This window comes from Streptomyces sp. NPDC039480 (assembly GCF_055597165.1).
Map to the genome: position 1 here is coordinate 272,099 of NZ_JBVITX010000006.1, position 23,026 is coordinate 295,124.

Here is a 23,026-nt window from a genome sequence, read left to right on the forward strand (position 1 = left end):
CGAAAGCACGATGACAGAGGACCTCTCACCGGCCGAGCGGTACGCGGCGGCGCGCAAGCGCGCTGCCGAGCAGGCCACCGCACTCGCGTCCTTCCGCGAGATGTACGAATTCGGCCTCGACCCCTTCCAGATCGAGGCCTGCCAGGCGCTGGAGGCGGGCAAGGGCGTGCTCGTGGCCGCCCCCACCGGCTCGGGCAAGACGATCGTCGGCGAATTCGCCGTGCACCTCGCCCTGCTCCAGGGCAAGAAGTGTTTCTACACCACGCCCATCAAGGCGCTCTCCAACCAGAAGTACGCCGACCTCTCCAAGAGGTACGGCGCGGACAAGGTCGGCCTGCTCACCGGCGACAACAGCGTCAACAGCGACGCCCCGGTGGTCGTCATGACCACCGAAGTCCTGCGGAACATGCTGTATTCGGGCTCGCAGTCGTTGCTGAACCTCGGCTATGTGGTCATGGACGAGGTGCACTACCTCTCGGACCGCTTCCGCGGCGCCGTCTGGGAGGAAGTGATCATCCACCTCCAGGAGTCGGTGACCCTGGTCTCCCTCTCGGCCACCGTGTCGAACGCGGAGGAGTTCGGCGACTGGCTCGACACCGTCCGCGGCGACACAGAAGTGATCGTCTCCGAGCACCGGCCCGTGCCCCTCTTCCAGCACGTCCTGGCCGGCCGTCGGATGTACGACCTCTTCGAGGAGGGCGAGGGCCACAAGAAGGCGGTCAATCCGGACCTCACGCGCATGGCGCGCATGGAGGCCAGCCGTTCGTACAACCCCCGCGACCGCCGCAAGGGCAAGATGATCCGCGAGGCCGACCGCGAGCGGGAGCGCCGCCAGCGGTCGCGGATCTGGACGCCGGGCCGCCCCGAGGTCATCGAGCGGCTCGACGCCGAGGGCCTGCTGCCCGCGATCACGTTCATCTTCAGCCGCGCGGGCTGCGAGGCCGCGGTGCAGCAGTGTCTGTACGCGGGCCTCCGGCTGAACGACGACGAGGCGCGGATGACCGTCCGCGAGATCGTCGAGGAGCGCACGAGCTCCATTCCGAACGAGGACCTCCATGTCCTCGGCTACTACGAATGGTTGGAGGGGCTGGAGCGCGGCATCGCGGCGCACCACGCGGGCATGCTGCCCACCTTCAAGGAGGTCGTCGAGGAGCTGTTCGTGCGCGGCCTCGTCAAGGCCGTCTTCGCCACCGAGACCCTCGCCCTCGGCATCAACATGCCCGCGCGCAGCGTGGTCCTCGAGAAGCTCGTGAAGTGGAACGGCGAGCAGCACGCCGACATCACCCCGGGCGAGTACACACAGCTGACCGGCCGTGCCGGTCGCCGCGGCATCGACGTCGAGGGCCACGCCGTGGTGCTCTGGCAGCGCGCCATGAGCCCCGAGCATCTGGCGGGCCTCGCGGGCACGCGGACGTATCCGCTGCGCTCCAGCTTCAAGCCGTCGTACAACATGGCGGTGAATCTGGTCGAGCAGTTCGGGCGGCACCGCTCGCGCGAGCTCCTGGAGACGTCCTTCGCGCAGTTCCAGGCCGACAAGTCGGTCGTCGGGATCTCCCGCCAGGTGCAGAAGAACGAAGAGGGCCTGGAGGGCTACCACGCCTCCATGACCTGCCACCTGGGCGACTTCGAGGAGTACGCGCGGCTGCGCCGCGAGCTCAAGGACCGCGAGACGGAGCTCGCCAAGCAGGGCGCCGCCCAGCGCAGGGCCGCTGCCGCCGCCGCGCTGGAGAAGCTCAAGCCGGGGGACGTCATCCACGTCCCCACGGGGAAGTACGCGGGCCTCGCGCTCGTCCTCGACCCGGGTCTGCCCGCCGGGCGGGCCAACGGCCACCGCGGGTTCGACCACGTGGACGGGCCGCGGCCGCTGGTGCTCACCGCCGAGCGGCAGGTCAAGCGGCTCGCGTCGATGGACTTCCCGGTGCCCGTCGAGGCGCTTGAGCGGATGCGCATCCCCAAGTCGTTCAACGCCCGCTCGCCGCAGTCCCGCCGCGACCTGGCGTCCGCGCTGCGCACCAAGGCCGGGCACATCGTCCCCGACCGGCACCGCAAGGGGCGCGCGGCGGCCGCGGACGACCAGGAGATCGCACGGCTGCGCACCGAGCTGCGCGCCCACCCCTGCCACGGCTGCGACGAGCGCGAGGACCACGCCCGCTGGGCCGAGCGGTACCACCGCCTCAAGCGCGACACCGCGCAGCTGGAGCGCCGCATCGAGGGGCGGACGAACACCATCGCCCGCACCTTCGACCGTATCGTCGCGCTCCTCACCGAGCTCGACTACCTCCGCGGTGACGAGGTCACCGAGCACGGCAAACGGCTCGCCCGGTTGTACGGCGAGCTGGACCTGCTGGCCAGCGAATGCCTGCGCGCCCGCGTGTGGGAGGGGCTGAACCCGGCGGAACTGGCCGCGTGCGTCTCGGCGTTGGTCTACGAGTCGCGAGTCGGCGACGACGCGCTCGCGCCCAAGCTGCCGTCCGGTGCGGCGAAGGCGGCGCTGGGCGAGATGGTGCGCATCTGGGGCCGGCTCGACGGCCTCGAGGAGGAGTTCAAGATCAGCCAGACCGAGGGTGTGGGGCAGCGCGAGCCCGACCTCGGTTTCGCCTGGGCGGCGTACATGTGGGCGAGCGACAAGGGCCTCGACGAGGTGCTGCGCGAGGCCGAGATGCCGGCCGGTGACTTCGTGCGCTGGTCCAAGCAGGTCATCGACGTCCTCGGCCAGATCTCCGCGGCGGCGCCGCGCGAGGGCAGCACGGTCGCGAAGAACGCCCGCAAGGCCGTCGACCAACTCCTGCGCGGCGTCGTGGCGTACAGCTCGGTGGGCTGAGACCGCGGCAGCGGCTGAAGACGGGCCGCCTCAGCGGCTGAACACGGGCGCGTTCCTCGACCGACCGGTCGGCGGACGCGCCCGTTCCGTATGCCCTCTCGGCGTTACTCCATGTGTTCGAAGGGTTGCGACGCGTGCAAAAGGGCAGAGTGTATGCCCCTCGACGAGCCCTTTGCAGGGGGTTGCCGAATATGACTCGGCGATGATTTCGGCGGACTAAGCTCGCCCGGAGCGCGGCGAGTTGAAACGAGTTGCGGCATTATTCGCGCGCTTGTTCCCAAATCTTCCGATCGTTCGTTTCGTCATCCCCAAAAACATGTTCCGTCATCCCCTAAAGACGTCATATCCCCCAAGACGAGTGTTCAGAGGGCATACATGGTGAGTGTTCAATCGCCTCCCGGTGGCCGAGAAGTCCCTTACGCGCGCGTGTTGTTGTTGCCCGCCATGCTGATGGCGGCGGCGACCGGAGCCGCCGTCGCCTCGGTGGCGGAGCCGGCCAGGACCGCCGTCGGCTGGTGCGGCGCCGTCGCGACCCTCATGGTCGTCGCGGTCGGCGCCGAGGCGGTACGCCGCGGCCGGACCATCCGGAGGCAGCGCACGCAGTACGCACAGCGACTCGCCAACCTCGAACGGCGCGTCGCGTCCCACGACGACGAGACCGTCCGCCTCGGCCGGGAGATCCTGCCCGACGCGGTCTGGCGGCTGCGGCAGGGCGAAGCGCCCGCCGAAGTGATCCGCAACGTCGTCGACAAGAGCGAGGCCTACCGCGAACTCCCCGACTCGCAGCGCGACTTGCTGCGCTCCGTCCTCGACACCCTGGACCACGAGGAAGCGATGCGCGAGTCCGCGCAGCGCGCCTTCGTCAACATCGCCCGGCGCGTCCAGTCGATCGTCCACCAGCAGGCCGCCGAACTGCGCGAAATGGAGGAGTTCCACGGCCGCAACCCCGAGGTCTTCGACGACCTCCTGCGCATCGACCACGGCACCGCCCTGATCGGCCGGCTCGCCGACTCCATCGCGGTGCTCGGCGGCGCCCGCCCCGGCCGCCAGTGGCCCAAGCCCGTACCGCTGTTCAGCGTGTTGCGCGGCGCGATGTCCCGGATTCTCGACTACCCGCGCGTCGAACTGCACTCCATCGCCGACGTCGCCATCCACGGCACGTCCGTCGAGCCGCTCATCCACGCCTGCGCCGAGCTCCTCGACAACGCCACCCGGTACTCGCCCCCGCAGACCAAGGTGCACGTCACCGCCGTCGAGGTGCAGACCGGCATCGCCGTCGAGATCGAGGACGGCGGCGTCAGCCTCAGCGAGGAGGCGCGGGCCCGCGCCGAGCGCATGCTGGCCCAGGCACAGGCCGGCATCGACCTCAACGACCTCGGTGAGACGCCCCGCCTCGGCATGGCCGTCGTCGGCCGCCTCTCGCAGATGTACAACCTCCAGGTCTCCCTGCGGCAGTCCGCGTACGGCGGGGTCCGCGCGGTGCTCATCGTGCCGCGCGAGATGATGACCACCGGGCCCGCGCCCGGCCTCGCCCACGGCATCGGCGCCTCCGCCGTGCCGCGCGTGGACAACGCGGGACGGACCATCGAGGAGCCCGCCCGCAACATCCGCCGCAAGAAGCCGCGCGTCGTCACCGCGGGCCCGCCGCTGCGCTCCCCGCTCACCGCGACCGCGACCGTGGAGGACGACGTCCCCGAGGTCACCGAGTGGACCTCGGGCGGCCTGCCGCAGCGCCGCAGCCGCGTCAAGATCTCCCTCAAGGAGCGGTACGCCCAGGAGGCCGAGGCCCAGCGGATCGCCGAGGCCCACGCCGCCGCCACCGCGCCGCCCCCGCCCGCGCCCAAGCGGGACGATCCCGAACCGGGCCTGTGGATCGAGGCGTTCATGAAGGGCGTCAAGGGAGACGACCAGCCGGACGGCCCCGATCCGGTGCCTCCGCAGAACAACCACGGCAGCGCCGACGAGAGGGACTGGCAGTGATCCAGCAACGCGCCAACTTCGACTGGATGCTGAAGGAACTCGCCGACGGGGTGCCGCAGACCCGGCAGATCGTGGTGCTCTCCGCCGACGGCCTGCGCATCGCGCGCTACGGCGGCGACCCCGACGCGGCCGACCGCATCGCCGCGGCCTGCGCGGGGCTCCAGTCCCTCGCCGCCGCCGTCGCCACCGAGATCCCGCACAGCGACGGCGGCATGAAGATGGTCATCATCGAGATCGACGGCGGCTACTTCTACCTGATGGCAGCGGGCGCGGGCGCCTACCTCGCCGTGCTCGCCGACGAGACCGTCGACGCGGGCCTCATCGGCACCCGCATGCGCGACCTCGTCGTCCGTATCGGGGCGCACCTGACGAGTCCGCCCAGGCGTGACGGGCAGGCCGTATGACTCCTCCGCAAGACTCCTCCCACGGCTCGGAGCGGGGCGCGGGCCCGCCGGACCACGGCACGCCCCCGCAGCGGGAGCGCCGCAGCCCCGAGAACCCGGAGCGGCTGTACATCCTCACCGGCGAGGACTCCGAGCGGGCCCCGCTCGACCTCGTCACCCTGATCGTCGCGCAGGGCGAGGCGTCCCCCATGGCGCAGCCGGAGCACTCCGCGATCCTGCGGCTGTGCACGACTCCGCTGTCCGTCGCCGAGCTCTCGGCCTACATGGCGCTGCCGTTCAGCGTCGTGACCGTCGTCCTGACGGAGTTACTGGCGACCGAGCTCGTCCAGGCGCGCGCCCCCATCGTCCGCTCCGCGCTCCCCGACCGATCCCTCCTCGAAGCGGTGATGCATGGACTTCAGAAACTCTGAGACCACCGACACGATCTCCGGCCCGCGCAGTGAGGACGTCCTGCCGCACACCGCCACGGCCGCCGTGAAGGTCGTGATCGTGGGCGGCTTCGGGGTCGGCAAGACGACGATGGTCGGCTCGGTCAGCGAGATCCGCCCGCTGACCACCGAGGAGACCATGACCCAGGCGGGCATCGGGGTCGACGACAACTACGGCTCCGAGTCCAAGACGGCCACCACCGTGGCGATGGACTTCGGGCGCATCAGCATCTCCGAGGAGCTCGTCCTCTACCTCTTCGGCACCCCGGGCCAGGAACGCTTCTGGTTCCTGTGGAACGGCCTCTTCGAAGGCGCGCTCGGCGCGGTCGTGCTCATCGACACCCGCCGCCTCGAGGTCAGCTTCGACGTGATCGGCCGCCTGGAGGAGCGCGGTGTGCCGTTCGTCGTGGCCGTCAACGACTTCCCGGACGCGCCCGTCCACCCGGTCGAGACGCTCCGCAGGGCGCTCGACCTGGAACCGGCCGTGCCGATCATGGCGTGCGACGCCCGCCGCAGGGAGTCCAGCCGGGACGTCCTGATGACCCTGATGCGCTATCTCCACTCCCTGACGGCGACCCGCGTCTGACCGCACCCGCACCCCCGTATCCAGCAACCCGGACCCCTTCAGCGAAACCCGGAGCGACGACCGTGACGACTCCTGCCTCCCCCTCCTGGCCCGGCACCGGCGACCCGGCCGCCGAGCCCCCCGTCGGCTGTCCCGCCCACGGACTCGGCCCCGGCGGCCTGCGCCGGCTGTACGGCCCCGAGGCGGACGCCGACCTGGCGGGCCTGTATGAGAAGCTGCGCGCCGAGCACGGCGCGGTGGCGCCCGTCCTGATCCACAACGACGTGCCGATGTGGGCGGTGCTCGGCCACAGCGAGAACCTCCACATGGTCCGCACCCCCTCGCAGTACACGCGCGACTCGCGCCGCTGGCGGGCGGTGCAGGACGGCTCGGCGGGGCTCGACCACCCGCTCGCGCCCGTCTTCACCTGGCAGCCGATGTGCAGCTTCGTCGAGGGCGACGAGCACCAGCGGCTGCGCGGCGCGGTCACCGGCGCCATGTCGGGCATCGACCACCGCGGCATCCGCCGCTACATCAACCGCTACACCAACCACCTCCTCAACGACTTCTGCCAGGACGGCCGCGCCGACCTCGTCAGCCGGTTCGCCGAGCATCTGCCGATGATGGTGATGTGCCACGTCCTCGGCATGCCCGAGGAGTACAACGAGCGCATGGTGCAGTCGGCCCGCGACATGATCAAGGGCACCGACACCGCCATCGCCAGCAATGCGTACGTGATGGAGGTCCTGATGGGGCTCGTGGCGCGGCGCCGCGCCAACCCCGAGGAGGACTTCACCAGCAATCTCATCGCGCATCCGGCGCAGCTCACGGACGACGAGGTCGGCGCGCATCTGCGCCTGGTGCTCATCGCCGCGTACGAGGCCACCGCCAACCTCATCGCGAACGTCCTGCGGATGGTCCTCACCGACCCGCGCTTCCGCGCCCAGCTCAGCGGCGGCCAGATGACGGTCCCCGAGGCGGTCGAGCAGTCGCTGTGGGACGAGCCGCCGTTCAGCGCGATGATCGGCTACTTCGCCAAGCAGGACACGCAGCTCGGCGGGCAGCGGATCCGGGCGGGCGACGGCCTGATCATGGGCATCGCGCCGGGCAACGTCGATCCGGTCGTACGGCCCGATCTCGCCGCCAACATGCAGGGCAACCGCTCGCACCTCGCGTTCGGCGGCGGGCCGCACGAGTGTCCGGGCCAGGACATCGGCCGCGCCATCGCGGACACCGGTGTCGACGCGCTCCTGATGCGGCTGCCGGACGTCGAACTGGACATCGACGAGAGCGAGTTGCGGTGGACGGCGTCGATCATGTCCCGGCATCTGGTGGAGCTGCCGGTCAAGTTCGCGCCGCGACCCCCGCAGGACGTGACGGCCCGCCCCTCGGCGCAGATGCCGGCGCCGCGCAGGGACTGGCAGGTGTCGTCCCCGCCGCCGCGCAAGCCGGAGGCCGTTGCCCCTGCGGCCCGGCCGGCGGCCGCCGCTCCGGCCGCGAGCCCCGAGGCCGCTCGGCCCAAGGGGGTCTGGCAGCGCTTCCTCAGCTGGTGGCGCGGCTACTGACGGCTACCGCGCCCAGGTGTCGTACGCCGACCAGGCGCTCAGAGTCCGCCCGCTGACGAAGCGGTGGGCGACGCCCGTGACCGGATCCGTGAACTCCAGGACGCGCGCCAGGAGTTGCAGGGGCCGCCGGAAGTCGTCCGGCGGCACGGGTCCTGCCACCACGGGGTAGACCGGGTCGCCGAGGATCGGCAGGCCCAACGCGTTCATGTGGACGCGGAGTTGGTGGGTGCGGCCGGTGTGCGGGGTGAGGCGGTAGCGGCCGAGGCCGGCGCGGTGCTCGACGAGCTCGATCCGGCTCTCGCTGTTCGGCGCCGCGCCCGCAACCTCGTACGCCGCGATGATTCCGCGCTCCTTGACGATGTGGCTGCGCACGGTCCGCGGGAGCGGTACGTCCGGGTCGTACGGGGCCACGGCCTCGTACTCCTTCTGTACGCGGCGGTCGCTGAACAGCGTCTGGTACGCGCCGCGTTCCTCGGGCCGCACGGTGAACAGGAGCAGTCCGGCGGTCAGCCGGTCCAGGCGGTGTGCGGCGCCGAGCGTCGGGATGCCGAGCTCCTTGCGCAGCCGGGCGAGGGCGGTCTGGGTGACGTGGCTGCCGCGCGGCATCGTCGCGAGGAAGTGCGGCTTGTCCACGACGACGATGTGCTCGTCGCGGTGGACGATGTCGAGGGGGAACGGCACGGGGACCTCCGGGCGGAGGTCCCGGTGGAACCAGACGAAGGCTCCCGGTGCGTAGGGCGCGTCGGGGGACACCGGTGCGCCGTCCTCGCCGACGATCCTGCCGTCCCGCAGCATCGCGTCGATGACGCCCGGCCCCGCCGCGAGCCGCTCCACGAGGTGGTCGCGCACGGTGGGCCACGTCCCGTCGGCCGGCAGTCTGACCCGGGTGGGGTCGACGCCGTCGCGCTGGGGGAGCGGGGCGGGCGGGATGCGGGGCTTGCGTGTCATCAGGGGGTCAGCGTACGGGGCGGCGTACGAGGGGGGACGGCGCAGGTCACGGGGGCGGGCGGTGGTGGCGGGGTGTGTTCGTGGGGCTTCGGGGGCGGATGGTGTGCCGGGCGCGCGGGTGCGGGATCCGGGGGCTCATGTGCGCCCCGGAAATCCACTGCCGTCACCTGGGCCCCACTGGCACGATGCGCCCATGCCTTTCAAGATCTCCGACATCGTCGCGGCCGGCACCCTCGCCCGCCGCCCGCAACCGACGCTTCCCGTCGCGGGGGGCGGCCTGGTCGTCCGTCCCTGGGAGACGGAGGACGCGCCCGCCGTGTACGAGGCGTTCCAGGACCCCGTGATGCAGCGCTGGCACGCGCGCGTGGCCGACTCGGAGAGCGAGGCGCGGGGCTGGATAGAGGGCTGGCGCAAGGCCTGGGCGGACGAGCGCGACGCGTACTGGGCGGTCGCCGACGCAGGCACCGGCGAGGTCGTCGGCCGGGTCGCCCTGCGGTGCATCGTCCTCGGCGACGGCCAGGCGGAGATCGCGTACTGGACGATGCCGTCGGCACGCGGCCTGGGTATCGCCCCACGCGCCGTCACGGCACTCACGGCCTGGGCCTTCGACGAAGTGGGCCTGCACCGCCTGGAGTTGACCCACTCGACGGCGAACGAGGCGTCGTGCCGGGTGGCCCTCAAAACGGGTTTCGCACCGGAGGGCACGAAACGGAGCGCACTGCTGCACGAGGACGGCTGGCACGACATGCATTTGCATGCCCGGATCAGGGACGACGGGCCGACGGCGTCACCGTGACGCGGCATCTCCCGGGGAGGCGCCCCCGCCGGGGTGACGGGAGTCGGCTGTCCCAGGGGCGCAGACGCGCCTGCCGGCGGCGGCCCCCGACGGCGGCCGGCCCGCCGGCCGGGTACGGGCTCGCTCACGCGGCACCCCGCGAAACGGGGTTACGCCCGCTCCTGCTCCGCCTCCACCTGGGCGTTCCACTCGCGCTTCGAGGCCTGCCAGCCGTCTTCGTTGTGGCCGAGGCGCCAGTAGCCGGAGATGGAGAGGCGCTCGCGGGGTACCTCGCGGTCCATGCGGAGGTAGCGGCGCAGTTCCTTCACGAAGCCTGCCTCGCCGTGGACGAAGGCGTGGAGGTCGCCCTCGGGGAACTCCAGTGCGCGGACGGCTTCGACCAGGAGGCGGCCTACCGGGCGGTCGCCGCGGTGCAGCCAGACGATTTCCGCGTCCGTCGCGATCTTCTGCTCCTCCTCGGGGCCCTCGACCTCGATGAAGATGCGGGCGACGGCTCCCGGGGGCAGTGCTTCGGCCGCGGCGGCGATGGCGGGGAGGGCGCTCTCGTCGCCTGCCAGGAGGTGCCAGTCGGCGGCCGCGTCCGGGGCGTACCCGCCGCCGGGGCCGAGGAAGCGGACCGTGGCGCCCGGCTCGACGTCGCGCGCCCACGGTCCCGCGAGGCCCTCGTCGCCGTGGATGACGAAGTCGAGGGCCAGCTCGCGGGTCTCGGCGTCCCACCAGCGCACGGTGTACGTCCGCGTCACAGGCCACTGCTCGCGCGGGAACTCCTCGCGGATGCGCTGTATGTCGAAGGGTTCCGGGTAAGTGACGCCTTCGGCGGCGAAGAGCAGCTTCACGTAGTGATCGGTGCACTCGCCCGCCGTGAACTCGGCGAGGCCCTCGCCGCCGAGGATCACGCGCTGCATGTGCGGGGTCAGCCGCTCCGTGCGCACGACCTGCGCGACATGGGCCTTCGGTGCTTTGCGTGCCGGACGTTCTGTCATGGCGACGGCCTCCCCTGATGATCCTCAATTACTTAGGCTTACCTAAGCTAACACCTCAGGTGTTGTCCAGGATGGAGAGCAGTCGCGTCAGTGAGCCGCCGAGGCCCCAGCGGGCCGCCAGCTCGTCCAGGGTGGCGGGGTCGCGCGGCTCGCGGGGGAGTGCGAGGTCCACCTCCGGCAGCGGCACGTCCTGCGCCACCCGCACGACCTTCGGCGCGACCGCCACATACGCGCGGGACTCGTCGAGCCGCTTGCGCTGCGACGGCGTGAGCTTCGACTTCGGGTCGTCGACGGCGGCCATGATCCCGGCCAGGTCGCCGAACGCGTCCAGGAGCTTGGCCGCCGTCTTCTCGCCGATGCCGGGCACGCCGGGCAGGCCGTCGCTCGGGTCGCCGCGCAGCAGCGCGAGGTCCACATAGCCGGGCCCGTCCACGCCGTACTTCTCGCGCAGCCACGCCTCGTCCGTCGTCTGGAGGGTGCCGACGCCCTTCAGGGGATAGAGGACGCGGATACCGCGCTTGTCGTCCACCAGCTGATAGAGGTCGCGGTCGCCGGTGACGATGTCCACCGGGCCGGTGGCGCGGGCCGCGAAGGTGCCGATCACGTCGTCCGCCTCGTACGCCTCGACGCCGACGCGGGCGATGCCGAGCGCGTCGAGGACGGCCTCGATGACCGGCACCTGCGGGGCCAGGGTGTCGGGGGTCTCCTCGGCGTCCGGGCCCTGCGCGACCTCCTCGGCGACGCGGTGCGCCTTGTACGACGGGATGAGCTCGACGCGCCAGTGCGGGCGCCAGTCCGCGTCCATGCACGCGACAAGGTCGTCCGGCCGGTGGTCCTGGACGAGGCGGGCGATGAAGTCGAGCAGTCCGCGCACGGCGTTGACCGGAGTGCCGTCCGAAGCCTTCACGGACTCCGGGACGCCGAAATAGGCCCGGAAGTAGAGGGACGCCGTGTCGAGGAGCATGAGCCGTCGAGTTCGCTGAGTCACATCGCGCATCATGCCGCACGGCACCGACAGCGCGACCGCGCAGCGCACGAGGCCCCCGGCCGCGCCGCCCCGACAAGGCGACCGCGTTGCGCATCGCGCCCCACCGTGCCGAGAACGCAACGGATGTGAGCTGAGTCACTCCTGAGTTTGGTTCGCATAAGTGGGGGCAGGGGCGCACCCGGAACGAACCCGGTCGCGCATTCAACTTTTCGATCGGTAAGCGGGCAGACGCCGCGTCGCTCCACGGCCCGCCGGCGGGGGAGGCGGGCCGTCTTGGTTCAACCCGAGAGGTGTATGTGTCCAGGCTGCAGGCCGAGCACTTGTACAAGGTGTTCGGCAGACGACCCGATGACGCGGTGGAGAAAATCCGCCACGGAGCCGACCGAGAGGAGCTGCGCGCCGACGGCACCACCGCTGCCGTGATCGACGCCTCCTTCGAGGTCGAGCCGGGCCAGATCTTCGTCGTCATGGGTCTCTCGGGATCCGGCAAGTCCACGTTGCTGCGCATGCTCAACGGACTGTCGGAGCCGACGGCCGGCCACGTCCGCTTCGACGGTCAGGACCTGACCGAACTGAGCGCCCGCGAGATGCGGGAGGTGCGCTCCAAGAAGATCAGCATGGTCTTCCAGCACTTCGCGCTCTTCCCGCACCGCAGCGTCCTGGAGAACGCCGGCTACGGCCTCGAGGTGCAGGGCGTCCCGCGCGCCGAGCGCGAGAAGCGCGCCACCGAGGCACTGGAGCTCGCGGGCCTCAAGGGCTGGGAGAAGTCCTGGCCCGACGAGCTGTCCGGCGGCATGCAGCAGCGCGTGGGCCTCGCCCGCGCGCTCGCCACCGACGCCGACCTGCTCCTCATGGACGAGTCGTTCAGCGCGCTCGACCCGCTGATCCGCCGCGACATGCAGGACCAGCTCCTGGTGCTCCAGAAGCGGCTGAAGAAGACCATCGTCTTCATCACCCACGACCTCAACGAGGCCATGCGCCTGGGCGACCAGATCGCCGTCATGCGCGACGGCCGTATCGTCCAGATCGGCACCGCCGAGGACATCCTCGTCACCCCGGCCAACGACTACGTCGCCGCGTTCACGCAGGACGTCGACCGCTCCCGCGTGCTCACGGCGGGCGCGATCATGGCCGACCCCGACGAGGACTTCGTGAGGGCCGACGCCCCCGCGACGGTCACCGAGGACACCCCGATCATCGAGCTGTTCACGCCCTGCTCCACCAGCGGTGTGGCGGTCGCCGTGACCGACGCCGACGGCAAGCTCGTCGGCGTCGTGCCCCGGGCCAGGCTGCTCGCCGTGCTCGGCGAACCGATGGACGCCGAGGACGAGCCGCAGGAGAGCGAGAAGGTGGTCAGCGGTGCCTAGGATTCCGTTCGGCGAGTGGGTCAACGACACCGTCGACTGGCTGCTCAGCCACATGGCCTGGCTGTTCGACTTCTTCAAGACCGTCTTCCAGGGCGCCTACGACGGCATAGCCGACGTGCTCCAGGCGCCCGAGCCGCTGCTGCTCGCGGGCATCTTCGCCGTCATCGCGTTCTGGCTGCGCGGCGTGGTCGCCGGTGTGCTGACCTTCGCCGGCTTCGCGTTCATCGTCTCGCTGGAGCTGTGGGACCACGCGATGATGACGCTGGCCCTGGTGCTCGTCTCGACGGTCATCGCGCTGGTCATCTCCGTGCCCGTGGGCATCTGGGCGGCGCGGTCCAGCACGGTCAGCGGCATCGTCCGCCCGGTGCTCGACTTCATGCAGACGCTGCCGGCGATGATCTACCTCATCCCCGCCATCCTCTTCTTCGGGATGGGCGCCCCGGCAGGCATCGTCGCCACCCTGATCTTCGCCCTGGCCCCCGGCGTCCGCATGACGGAGCTGGGCATCCGCCAGGTCGACAAGGAACTGGTCGAGGCCGCCGACGCGTTCGGCACCACGCCGCGCAACATCCTGCTGCGCGTCCAGCTGCCCCTCGCCCTGCCCACGATCATGGCCGGTGTCAACCAGGTCATCATGCTGGGCCTGTCCATGGCCGCCATCGCGGGCATGGTCGGCACGGAGGGCCTCGGCGCCGACGTGAACGAATCCATCGGCCAGCTCAACGTGGGCCTCGGCTCCGAGGCCGGTATCGCCATCGTCATCCTGGCGATCTACCTGGACCGGATGACCGGCGCCCTCGGCACCCAGGTCTCCCCGCTGGGCCGGCGCGCCGTCGCGAAGCTGCGGGCCGCGCAGGGCCTGAACATCTGGACCTACCGCCCGCAGGCCGCCGTCGCGGTCGTCGGCGTGGTCGTCCTCGCCCTCATCGCGGGCGGCATGGGGATCTTCGGCGGCTCGAAGTCCGAGGACACCGCCACGGACGCCAAGAACGTCGGCCAGGGCAAGCGGCTCAACATCGGCTACATCCCCTGGGACGAGGGCGTCGCCTCCACCTTCCTCTGGAAGGAGATCCTGGAGCAGCGCGGCTACAAGCCGCAGACCAAGCAGCTGGAGGCGGGCCCGCTCTACACCTCGCTGGCGCAGGGCAGCATCGACTTCCAGACCGACGGGTGGCTCCCGACGACGCACGCCGCGTACTGGAAGAAGTACGGCGACAAGCTGGAGGACATGGGCTCGTGGTTCGGCCCGACCTCGCTGGAGCTCTCCGTGCCCTCGTACGTGAAGGGTGTCGACTCGCTCGAGGACCTCAAGGGCAAGAGCGGCAAGTTCAAGGGCAAGATCGTCGGCATCGAGCCGAGCGCCGGCATGATGGGGCTCCTCAAGGACAAGGTCCTCAAGGAGTACGGCCTCGACAAGGAGTACAAGGTCGTCGACGGCTCCACGCCGGCGATGCTGGCCGAGCTGAAGCGCGCGTACGCCAAGAAGGAACCGATCGTCACCACGCTCTGGTCGCCGCACTGGGCGTACAGCGACTTCGACCTGAAGAAGCTCAAGGACCCGAAGGGCGCCTGGGGCAAGGGCGACGGCGTGCACTCGCTGGCGCGCAAGGGCTTCTCCGACGAGAACCCGCTGGTCGCCAAGTGGCTCAAGGACTTCAAGATGAGCGAGAAGCAGCTCACGGGTCTTGAGGCGGAGATCAACAAGGCGGGCAAGGGCAAGCAGCAGGAAGCCGTCCGTGCCTGGCTGAAGAAGAACCCCGGCATCGTCGACAAGCTCGCCCCGCTGCCGGACGACTCCACCCCCGCCGAGGCGAAGCGTCCGCTGAACGCCGCGTACTTCGCGTGGGACGAGAACATCGCCGTCACCAATCTGTGGAAGCGCGTCCTGGAGAAGCGCGGCTACAAGATGAAGCTGACGCCGGCCGACGTCGGCCCGGTCTACACCGCCCTCGCCCAGGGCGACCTCGACCTGGACCTCGACGCCTGGCTGCCCACGGCCCAGAAGCAGTACTGGGACAAGAACAAGGCGAACCTCAAGGACCTCGGCTCCTGGTACAGCCCGACGTCGCTGGAGATCGCCGTCCCGTCCTACGTCAAGGACGTGAAGTCGCTCGAGGACCTCAAGGGCAAGGGCGACAAGTTCAAGGGCAAGATCATCGGCATCGAGCCCGGCACGGGTGTGATGACGGCGCTCAAGGACAAGGTGCTCCCCGGCTACGGCCTCGACAAGGAGTACAAGATCGTCCCCGGTTCCACGCCGGCGATGCTCTCCGAGCTGAAGTCGGCCTACGCCAAGAAGGAGCCGGTCGCGGTCCTGCTCTGGTCACCGCACTGGGCGTACAACGAGTACAAGCTCACCAAGCTGAAGGACCCCAAGGGCGGCTTCGGCAAGGGCGACACGATCCGCACCATCTCCAGCAAGAAGTTCCCCGAGCAGTACCCGCAGCTCACGAAGTGGCTCAAGGACTTCAAGATGAGCGAGCAGCAGCTGGCCAGCCTGGAGAACGAGATCAACAAGGCGGGCAAGGGCAATGAGCCCGAGGCCGTCGACGCCTGGCTGAAGAAGAACCCGGGATTCGAGCAGAAGATGACGGCAGCGAAGTAGCCGGAACCTTTCCTCTCCTCCGGGGGAACCCTTCCTCTCCCTGAAGGGGTGGGCCTCGCCTTGTGGCGAAGCCCACCCCTTCCGGCGTTCCCTGCGGGCCGCTCACTCCATAACCTCGACTGGGCCCAGCTCGAACACATACCTGAACGTGAGACCCCGCCCGTGACCGTGACCGCGAGGCAGCCGAGGACGGCGCTCTTCCTCGCCGCCGCCGCACTGGCCCTGGCCACCGCCCTGCTCGTCGCGCAGCTCGCCCGGGCCGACGCCGCCCCCGCCTCGGCGGGCACCGCGCGCCTCGCCGCGCTCGCCGAGGACGTGACCGCCGCCGACGGGCACCGCTACGACGCGCGGGACCACACCGGCCGCACCATGGACGCCGCACAGATCGAACAGGACCCGGCAGGCGGCTACCTCGCCGTCTACCACACGCTCCTCGCCGACGGCCGCTTCCACGCAGCCGTCGCCACCTCCACCGACCTGCGCCACTGGCAGCGCCGCCACGACTTCGGCCCCGGCACGCACCAGGCCTCGCTCGCGCACGACGGCCGCGGGGGCTACGTCCTCGCGTACGAGAAGGACCCGCGCAACCACATCGCCGTCCGGGCGTACGAGAACCGCACGGCGCTGCTCGACGGGCGTGCCCGCCGGGCCTTCGACGCGCCGCTGACCCTCTCGCGCTGCGCCGAGGGAACCCCGAGCGTCACCGCCGTGCGCGGCGCCACCATCCACCTCACCGGGCACTACCGGGCGGGCTGCGACACCGACCGCCAGCTGCGCGCCACCCTCACCGGCTTCCGGCACTGGCACGCCGAGCCCGACCGGCGCCTGGACCGTGCCGTGCGCGTCTGGGGCAACGGCGGCAACATCGGCGACCGGGCGCCCGTCGAGCTCGGCGGGCAGCGCGTGGTGCTCGTCGAGGGGCAGGGGCGGCGGGGCGACTTCGGCAGCTGGGGCACGTACGCCTACGACCCCCCGAGTGGCCGCGCGGACCGCCTCCACATCCGCACGCACGGCGGCAGCCGCTCCTTCGCCAACCCGTCGGCGACCCTGCTCACCGATCCGCGGGGCCGTCCGGCCCTGCTCGTCAGCCTGTTCGTACCGGCTGAGGGTTCCGCGCCCGGGGAGGCCGGACAACTGCTCTACTGGCACAAGCTGTAGCTCCACCGGCAGAAGCTGCGGGGGTCGGTCCCGGCAACGGGGCGAAACCGTTTGGCGAACATGCGTAGGGTGCAGAAAACCCCTCAGGGTTGAGAGCGGCCCGATGCGCTGAAGGGAGCCGAGGCGATGGATGAGCACAAGGAGACCCTCCGGGTGGGCTCTGCCGTGCGGCGGCGCCGCCGCCAGCTGGAGCTCACCCTCGCCGTCGTCGCCGAGCGCAGCGGACTCTCCGTGCCGTTCCTCAGCCAGATCGAGAACGAGCGGGCCCGGCCCAGCTCACGGTCCCTGCAGCGGGTCGCCGACGCGCTGTGCACCACCGACGTGGAGCTCCTGGCCGCCGCCGACCCGGCCCGCACCGTCGAGGTGGTGCGCGCCGACGACGCCACGGACCTGGAAGGCTCGACGCCCCAGGCGCGGGTACGGGAACTGGCGCGCGGCCACCATCAACTGCATGCCCTGGAGTTCATCGGGGACCACGACGAGGGGCGCGAGTTCCAGCACCGCAACGACGAGCTGATGTACGTCGTCGAGGGCGCCGTCGAGATGGAGGCCGAAGGCCGCGCCTACCGCCTCGGGCGCGGCGACACCCTGTTCCTCACGGGCGGGGTGCGGCACCGCTGGCGGGCCACAGTGCCGGACACCCGGGTCCTGGTGATCGCCGTGGGGGACCACATCGAAGCGGTGGACGACAGGGGGCGCTGACGTGCCGCTCACGCGTGGCCCGCTGCGGGTCGTCTCGCTGGTGCCCTCGCTGACCGAGGCGGTCGCGGTCACCGTGCCGGGGGCGCTGGTCGGTGCGACCGACTGGTGCAGCCATCCGGCGGACCTCGACGTGCGGCGGGTGGGCGGCACGAAGAACCCCGACGTGCCCCGCATCGTCGCCCTCGCGCCCGACCTCGTCGTCGCCAACGAAGAGGAGAACCGCGCCCCCGACCTGGCGGCGCTGCGCGCGGCCGGCGTCGAGGTCCTCGTGACGGAGGTGCGGACGCTGGACCAGGCCTTCCGCGAGCTGACCCGCGTCCTCGCGGCGTGCGGGGCGGAGCGGCGGCCGCGGTGGCTGGCGGACGCGGAGGCGGCGTGGCAGGGATGGGCGGCCCCCTCGGTCCGCCTGCGCGGGGCGGTGCCGATCTGGCGGCGGCCATGGATGGTCCTGGGCCGCGACACGTTCGCGGGAGACCTGCTCGCGCGCATGGGCGTCGACAACGCGTACGCCGCGCACGCCGAGCGGTACCCGCGCGTCCCGATCGAGGAACTGCGGGCGGTCGGCCCGGACTTGGTGGTGCTTCCCGACGAGCCGTACCGCTTCACGCGCGAGGACGGCCCCGAGGCGTTCCCGGCGGACACCCCGGTCGCCCTGGTCAGCGGCCGCCACCTCACCTGGTACGGGCCGTCGCTCGCGGAGGCTCCCGCGGTGCTCGGCGCGGCGCTGCGGGCGGCGCGTCCGGCGGGGGAGTTCTAGCGCAGCGCGATGAGTCCGGCGTCCGTCGGCCGGAACCCGCAGGCGTCGAAGTAGAAACCGCGCAGGTGCTCGTCGAAGTCGACGTGGAGCCACTCGCACCGCGCCGCGCGGGCGCCGCGCGCCGCGGCTGCCAGGAGTTCGGTGCCGATGCCGCTGCCCCGCCGGTCCCGGACGACCATCGTGTCGAGGACGAAGGCGTGGACCCCGCCGTCCCAGGCGACGTTGACGAACCCGACGAGACTGCCCGCCTCGTGGGCCACGACCCAGCCGAGGCTGTGGCGGTGGACCTGGGCGTGCCACTCGATGGGCAGCGGGGCGTGCTCGAACGCCTCCGCGTGCAGGGCGTTGACGGCCGCGTCGGTGAATTCCCCGCGCCACTCGTAGGTGATGGTCATGCCGGCATCGTAGGGCGGGGGAGCGCCGTGCCCCGCAGGAGATCCGCCGCGGGAGAGCTCAGCGCGGGGCCGCGAGCAGCTTGCCGCCTGCGACGCCCCGCAGGGTGTGCGTCAGGGCCACGGCCCACGCGGCCAGCAGGAAGAGGAAGAGGCCGGTCGCGAGCCAGGCGAACGCGGTGAGGCCGGTGTGTTGCGCGAGGCCCTCCGCGCCGGTCACGCAGGTGCCGATGGGGAAGGTGAACGCCCACCAGGTCATGGCGAAGCCCATGCCGCGACGGCGGGCGCGCACCACCATGGCTCCGGCGAGCGCCAGCCACAGCAGGGCGAAGCCCAGCACGGGGACGCCGTAGAGGACGGCGAAGACGAGGAAACCGCGGTCGAGGGGAGCGGGGACGACGCCCGGGGCGAAGTCGGCGAACTTGTTCGCGGCGGTCGTGGACTGGCCCAGCGGGCCGAGCACCAGGAACAGGGTGGGGGTGAGCGCCAGGGGCAGCGGGCCCGCGGTCACCAGGCGGGCGAAGATCACCGGCAGCATCACCAGGGTGGCGAGCAGACTCAGGCCGAACATCGCGAGACAGGCGTACAGCAGCGTCTGCCGGTCCTGGCCCGCGGGCAGGTGGGGTATGAGCAGCGGTCCCACGGCCGCCGACACCATGGGCGCCACCACGGGCAGCAGCCACACCGGCGAGGCCTGGTCGACGGTGACGCGGTGCCGGGTCACCATCAGATAGGGGATGGCGACGGCCGCCACGAGCCCGATGGCGGTGCCCGCGGTGAACAGCACGGTGTCGACCGCGACGGCCGCGCCCGTGCCGATCCAGTCCTCGCCGACGATCAGGGTGCCGGCGCCGACCGCGAGCAGGGCCATCGAGAGACAGCCGTAGAACGGTGCCACGGCCGGGTCGAGCAGATGGGCCCGGGCCTGGTCGCGGTGGTGGATCCAGTGCGCGGCACGGGCGGTGAGCAGCACGGCCAGCAGCACGGACGACAGCGCCCACACGATCGTGCAGCCCGTGCGCAGCCCCGTGAACTGATACGGCAGCGTCGCGCCCGCGTTGGCGATGATGGCGGTGCCCATGACGGAGGCGTACCAGTTCGGGCCGAGGTGCCGGACCGCGAGGGCACGGCTGCCGGGGGCGGTGGGGGAGACGGCGACGGGGGGAGCGGTGGTGACCATGGGTCCACCGTCGTCCGCGGAGGACGGCGCGACCAGGGAGTGCTCTTCTATGGGGGCATAAGCTGGCTTTATGAGTACGTCCCCTGCGTCGCCCGAGCCCGCCGCCTCCGCTCCCGCCCCTGCCGCCTCTGCTCCCGCCCCCGCCCACACTCCTGAGGCGTCCCTCGCGCACCGCGTGCCCGACCTCGGCGCGCTCCAGCTGTTGCTCGCCGTGGCGCGGCTCGGCAGTCTCGGGCGGGCCGCCCGTGAGCTCGGCATCACGCAGCCCGCGGCGAGCAGCCGGGTGCGGGCGATGGAGCGGCAGCTGGGCGTCGCGCTCGTCGACCGGTCGCCCCGCGGCTCGCGCCTCACCGACGCGGGCGCCCTGGTCACCGACTGGGCGGGCCGCATCGTGGAGGCGGCGGAGGCCTTCGACGCGGGGGCGCAGGCGCTGCGCGTGCGGCGGGACTCGCGGCTCCGGGTGGCGGCCAGCATGACGATCGCCGAGTATCTGCTGCCGGGCTGGCTGATCGCCCTGCGGACGCAGCGGCCCGACACGGCGGTGTCCCTGCTCGCGGGGAACTCCGCCGCCGTCGCCTCCCGGCTGCTGGCCGGCGAGGCGGACCTCGGCTTCGTCGAGGGGCTCACCGTGCCGGGCGGCCTCGACGAGGTCGTCGTCGCACACGACCGCCTGGTCGTCGTGACGGCGCCGGGGCACCCGTGGGCGCGGCGCAGGAAGCCGCTCGCGGCGGCGGAGCTGGCGGCGACGCCGCTGATCCTGCGCGAGGAGGGTTCGGGCACCCGGCAGGTCCTCGACGCGGCGCTCGGCGGGCTCGCCCGCCCCCTGATCGAGCTGTCGTCCACGACGGCGGTGAAGGCCTCGGCGGTGAGCGGTGCGGGCCCCTCGGTCCTGAGCGAGCTCGCGGTCGGCGAGGAGCTGGCGGCACGGCGGCTGGTGGAGATCCCCCTGGCCGAGGTCAGGCTGCGCAGGGAGCTGCGGGCGGTCTGGCCGACGGGGCATCGCCCGGCGGGGCCGGGGCGGGATCTGCTGGCGCTGACGCGGGGTGGGGCGGGGGGTGGAGGGCGGCGGTCGTGAGCGAGAGGGGATGCAAACAGGGTGTTCACAACGGATCGTTGACTACATAGTGTGCGTCCGCCCATGATGGGCTCATGTCGCATCCCGAACAGTCCGAAACCGTCGACCCGTTCACGCCGCCGCACCCCGAACAGGCCCGCGCGCAGCGCGTATACGCGTCGCTGATGCGCGTCGCCGAGCGCTACGCCGCCGACGACGAGCAGCGTCGGCGCCAGGTCCACCCCACCGTCCTCGGTCCGCACGAAGCCGTGCGGCTCGTCTCGTTCCTGCTCAGCGGCGCCGCGCTGCCCGTCGAGGGCGAGCCCGAGGTGGACCACGCCGACATCACCGCGGCCCTCACCCTCCTGCCGCTTGTCCGCGGCGAGCTGGACGAGCTGGAGACCGGCCTCCTCCAGATGGCGCGCGGGCGCGGCATGACCTGGCCCGAGATCGCCTTCGGGCTGGGCCTCGGCACCCCGCAGGCCGCCCGGCAGCGGTACGAGCGGCTGGCGTCGCGTACGGCGGGCGAGGCGGAGTAGCCCCCGGCGGGCCCGGGGGAGGGGGAGTCACTGGCGGCCGGGAAATTCCGTGGCGGCCCGCCCGGGCCCCCGCCCACCATGGGTGGCATGAACCTCACCGCGCCCCCGGCGACCGGCGTCCGCACCCCCTGGTGGCAGCTCCCCCCGCACGTGCGGGACGGGTTGGCGGACGCGCTCGGCGCGCCGGTGGTCGAGGCGGTGACGCAGCGCGGCGGTTTCTCGCCGGGTGCCGCCGCCCGGGTACGGCTCGACGACGGGCGGCGGGCGTTCGTGAAGGCCGTCAGCTCCGAGGCCAACCCGGGCAGCCCCGCGCTGCACCGCGCCGAGGCCAGGAACTCCGCCGCCCTGCCCGAGTCGGTGCCCGCGCCCCGGCTCCTCGCCTCCTACGACGACGGGACCTGGGTCGCGCTCGCCTTCGAGGACGTCGACGGGAGACAGCCCCATGTGCCGTGGCGCGCCGAGGAGTTCGGACGTGTCCTGGACGCGGTGGACGCCCTCTCGCGGCAGCTGACGCCCTCGCCCGTCGCCGCTCCCTCCGCCGGAGAGGCCGTGGCGAACATGTTCCGGGGGTGGGAACGGCTCGTCGAAGAGGGCGCGGAGAACAACGACAGGGTCGACCCGTGGGCCCGCCGCCACCTGTCCGACCTGGCCGAACTCGCCGCGCCCGCGGCCGCGTCCGTCGCGGGCGACACCCTCGCCCACGCCGACCTGCGCGCCGACAACATGCTGTTCACGTCCGACGGCGGCCGGGTCGTCTTCGTCGACTGGCCGCACGCCGTGCGCGCGACGCCCTGGTTCGACCTGCTCGTCATGCTGCCGTGCGTGCGGGCCCAGGGCGGCCCCGACCCGGAGGAGGTGTTCACCGCCCAGCGGGTGGGCCGAGCTGCCGACCCGAAGGGGGTGACCGCGGCGCTCGCGGGCCTCGCCGGATTCTTCGTACGCCACTCTCTGCGGCCCGATCCGCCCGGCCTGCCGACCCTGCGTGCCTTCCAGGCCGCCCAGGGCGCGGCGGCCCTGGAGTGGCTCAGGAAGCGGCTCGGACCAGCGCTGCCATGACGCGCGTGTCCTCGCCCGCCTCCGGGTGCCACTGCACGCCGAGCGCCCAGGCGGGACCGGGGAGTTCGACGGCCTCGACGGTGCCGTCCTCGGCGTACGCGGAGATCACGAGATCCCTGCCGAGGCGGTCCACCGCCTGGTGGTGGTAGGTCGGCACGTCCGTGGACGCGTCCGGCACGATCGACTCGTACAGCGTGCCGGGGACCGGCTTCACCGTGTGCGTGCCGAAGGTGCCCGCCCGCTCCACGTGCCCGTCCAGGTGCTGGATCAGGGTGCCGCCGAGCGCCACGTTCATGAGCTGCATGCCGCGGCAGATGCCGAGCAGCGGTGTGCCGGACGCCAGCGCGGCCTCGATCAGGGCGAGTTCCCAGGCGTCCCGCTCCCGGGCGGGCGGCCCCGTGCGCTCCTCGCGCGCCGCGCCGTACCGCGCGGGCTCGACGTCCGGGCCGCCCGCGACGACCACACCGTCGAGCCGGTCGACGACGGAGCGCGCGTGCGCCGGGTCGTCCGGCGGCAGCATCGCGGTCATGCCGCACGCCGCCCGCACCAGGCGCGGATAGCCGGCCGGCAGCACGGCCGCGGGCAGCTCCCAGACGCCCCAGCTCACCTTGGACTCCAGATAGGTGCTGACCCCGATCAGCGGCCTGCCGCCGCTCACTGTGCTCTTCTCGCCGTTCTCGCGCACCGTTCTCCCGTATCTCTTCCGCACGTTCGCTGCCGCAGGTTCTCTTCCGTACG

At 71.9% G+C, this 23,026-nt stretch carries 21 protein-coding genes; 15 read left to right on the plus strand and 6 right to left on the minus strand.

The window, feature by feature from the left end:
- Positions 1-10: 10 nt before the first annotated feature.
- From ACZ56E_RS20830 to ACZ56E_RS20855, 6 genes are all read left to right on the plus strand, one after another.
- Positions 11-2,821, plus strand: coding sequence for a DEAD/DEAH box helicase (locus ACZ56E_RS20830; RefSeq protein WP_471216088.1), 2,811 nt, complete (start codon positions 11-13; stop codon positions 2,819-2,821).
- Between the two features lie 375 nt (positions 2,822-3,196).
- Positions 3,197-4,801, plus strand: coding sequence for an ATP-binding protein (locus tag ACZ56E_RS20835; protein WP_468611698.1), 1,605 nt, complete (start codon positions 3,197-3,199; stop codon positions 4,799-4,801).
- A complete protein-coding gene (locus tag ACZ56E_RS20840) occupies positions 4,798-5,205 on the plus strand; it encodes a roadblock/LC7 domain-containing protein (RefSeq protein WP_362327567.1) in 408 nt (135 codons plus the stop codon). Before ACZ56E_RS20835 ends, ACZ56E_RS20840 begins: the two co-directional genes overlap by 4 nt.
- Positions 5,202-5,615 (plus strand): DUF742 domain-containing protein, encoded by a 414-nt coding sequence (locus ACZ56E_RS20845; protein WP_468611697.1) that lies wholly within the window; start codon positions 5,202-5,204, stop codon positions 5,613-5,615. The genes ACZ56E_RS20840 and ACZ56E_RS20845 overlap by 4 nt, the downstream gene beginning before the upstream one ends.
- The gene (locus ACZ56E_RS20850) at positions 5,596-6,219 is read left to right on the plus strand and encodes a GTP-binding protein (RefSeq protein WP_468611696.1); all 624 of its coding nucleotides are present in this window, start codon (positions 5,596-5,598) and stop codon (positions 6,217-6,219) included. The genes ACZ56E_RS20845 and ACZ56E_RS20850 overlap by 20 nt, the downstream gene beginning before the upstream one ends.
- Positions 6,220-6,281: 62 nt before the next feature.
- Positions 6,282-7,763, plus strand: coding sequence for a cytochrome P450 (locus ACZ56E_RS20855; RefSeq protein WP_471216091.1), 1,482 nt, complete (start codon positions 6,282-6,284; stop codon positions 7,761-7,763).
- 3 nt (positions 7,764-7,766) lie between these two features.
- Here ACZ56E_RS20855 and ACZ56E_RS20860 read toward each other — a convergent pair whose 3' ends face one another.
- Positions 7,767-8,711, minus strand: a complete 945-nt coding sequence (locus tag ACZ56E_RS20860) for an RluA family pseudouridine synthase (protein WP_471216093.1) — start codon at positions 8,709-8,711, stop codon at positions 7,767-7,769.
- A 193-nt stretch (positions 8,712-8,904) separates the two neighbouring features.
- On the opposite strand from ACZ56E_RS20860, the gene ACZ56E_RS20865 reads away from it, so the two are divergent.
- Positions 8,905-9,507, plus strand: a complete 603-nt coding sequence (locus ACZ56E_RS20865; protein WP_471216095.1) for a GNAT family N-acetyltransferase — start codon at positions 8,905-8,907, stop codon at positions 9,505-9,507.
- Between the two features lie 149 nt (positions 9,508-9,656).
- Here ACZ56E_RS20865 and ACZ56E_RS20870 read toward each other — a convergent pair whose 3' ends face one another.
- The gene (locus tag ACZ56E_RS20870) at positions 9,657-10,490 is read right to left on the minus strand and encodes a siderophore-interacting protein (protein ID WP_471216097.1); all 834 of its coding nucleotides are present in this window, start codon (positions 10,488-10,490) and stop codon (positions 9,657-9,659) included.
- A 55-nt stretch (positions 10,491-10,545) separates the two neighbouring features.
- Positions 10,546-11,454 carry a 5'-3' exonuclease gene (locus ACZ56E_RS20875; protein ID WP_471216415.1) on the minus strand — a complete coding sequence of 303 codons (909 nt, stop codon included), beginning with the start codon at positions 11,452-11,454 and terminating at the stop codon, positions 10,546-10,548.
- Between the two features lie 320 nt (positions 11,455-11,774).
- On the opposite strand from ACZ56E_RS20875, the gene ACZ56E_RS20880 reads away from it, so the two are divergent.
- From ACZ56E_RS20880 to ACZ56E_RS20900, 5 genes are all read left to right on the plus strand, one after another.
- A complete protein-coding gene (locus ACZ56E_RS20880; protein ID WP_471216099.1) occupies positions 11,775-12,845 on the plus strand; it encodes a quaternary amine ABC transporter ATP-binding protein in 1,071 nt (356 codons plus the stop codon).
- Complete coding sequence (locus ACZ56E_RS20885) at positions 12,838-15,450, plus strand: ABC transporter permease/substrate binding protein (RefSeq protein ID WP_471216101.1); 2,613 nt, start codon at positions 12,838-12,840, stop codon at positions 15,448-15,450. The genes ACZ56E_RS20880 and ACZ56E_RS20885 overlap by 8 nt, the downstream gene beginning before the upstream one ends.
- A gap of 162 nt (positions 15,451-15,612) precedes the next feature.
- A complete protein-coding gene (locus ACZ56E_RS20890; protein WP_471216103.1) occupies positions 15,613-16,608 on the plus strand; it encodes a hypothetical protein in 996 nt (331 codons plus the stop codon).
- Positions 16,609-16,734: 126 nt separating this feature from the next.
- On the plus strand, positions 16,735-17,310 hold the full coding sequence (locus ACZ56E_RS20895) for a helix-turn-helix domain-containing protein (RefSeq protein WP_468611687.1): 576 nt from the start codon (positions 16,735-16,737) through the stop codon (positions 17,308-17,310).
- Positions 17,311-17,332: 22 nt separating this feature from the next.
- A complete protein-coding gene (locus ACZ56E_RS20900; RefSeq protein WP_471216417.1) occupies positions 17,333-18,067 on the plus strand; it encodes a helical backbone metal receptor in 735 nt (244 codons plus the stop codon).
- On the opposite strand, the gene ACZ56E_RS20905 is transcribed toward ACZ56E_RS20900, so the two are convergent.
- Both ACZ56E_RS20905 and ACZ56E_RS20910 read right to left on the minus strand, forming a co-directional pair.
- Positions 18,064-18,462, minus strand: coding sequence for a GNAT family N-acetyltransferase (locus ACZ56E_RS20905; protein WP_471216105.1), 399 nt, complete (start codon positions 18,460-18,462; stop codon positions 18,064-18,066). The two genes, ACZ56E_RS20900 and ACZ56E_RS20905, sit on opposite strands and share 4 nt — an antisense overlap.
- Before the next feature lie 58 nt (positions 18,463-18,520).
- Positions 18,521-19,639, minus strand: coding sequence for a TDT family transporter (locus ACZ56E_RS20910; RefSeq protein WP_471216107.1), 1,119 nt, complete (start codon positions 19,637-19,639; stop codon positions 18,521-18,523).
- 70 nt (positions 19,640-19,709) lie between these two features.
- On the opposite strand from ACZ56E_RS20910, the gene ACZ56E_RS20915 reads away from it, so the two are divergent.
- The 3 genes from ACZ56E_RS20915 (at position 19,710) to ACZ56E_RS20925 (ending at position 22,288) form a co-directional block, all read left to right on the plus strand.
- Complete coding sequence (locus ACZ56E_RS20915; RefSeq protein WP_468611683.1) at positions 19,710-20,714, plus strand: LysR family transcriptional regulator; 1,005 nt, start codon at positions 19,710-19,712, stop codon at positions 20,712-20,714.
- A gap of 74 nt (positions 20,715-20,788) precedes the next feature.
- Positions 20,789-21,232, plus strand: coding sequence for a DNA-binding protein (locus ACZ56E_RS20920; RefSeq protein WP_471216109.1), 444 nt, complete (start codon positions 20,789-20,791; stop codon positions 21,230-21,232).
- An 87-nt stretch (positions 21,233-21,319) separates the two neighbouring features.
- Positions 21,320-22,288: a phosphotransferase family protein gene (locus ACZ56E_RS20925; protein ID WP_471216111.1), complete on the plus strand. Its 969-nt coding sequence runs from the start codon at positions 21,320-21,322 to the stop codon at positions 22,286-22,288.
- Here the strand turns inward: ACZ56E_RS20925 and ACZ56E_RS20930 are convergent.
- Complete coding sequence (locus ACZ56E_RS20930; RefSeq protein ID WP_471216113.1) at positions 22,257-22,973, minus strand: gamma-glutamyl-gamma-aminobutyrate hydrolase family protein; 717 nt, start codon at positions 22,971-22,973, stop codon at positions 22,257-22,259. The genes ACZ56E_RS20925 and ACZ56E_RS20930 overlap by 32 nt on opposite strands.
- Between the last annotated feature and the right edge of the window lie 53 nt (positions 22,974-23,026).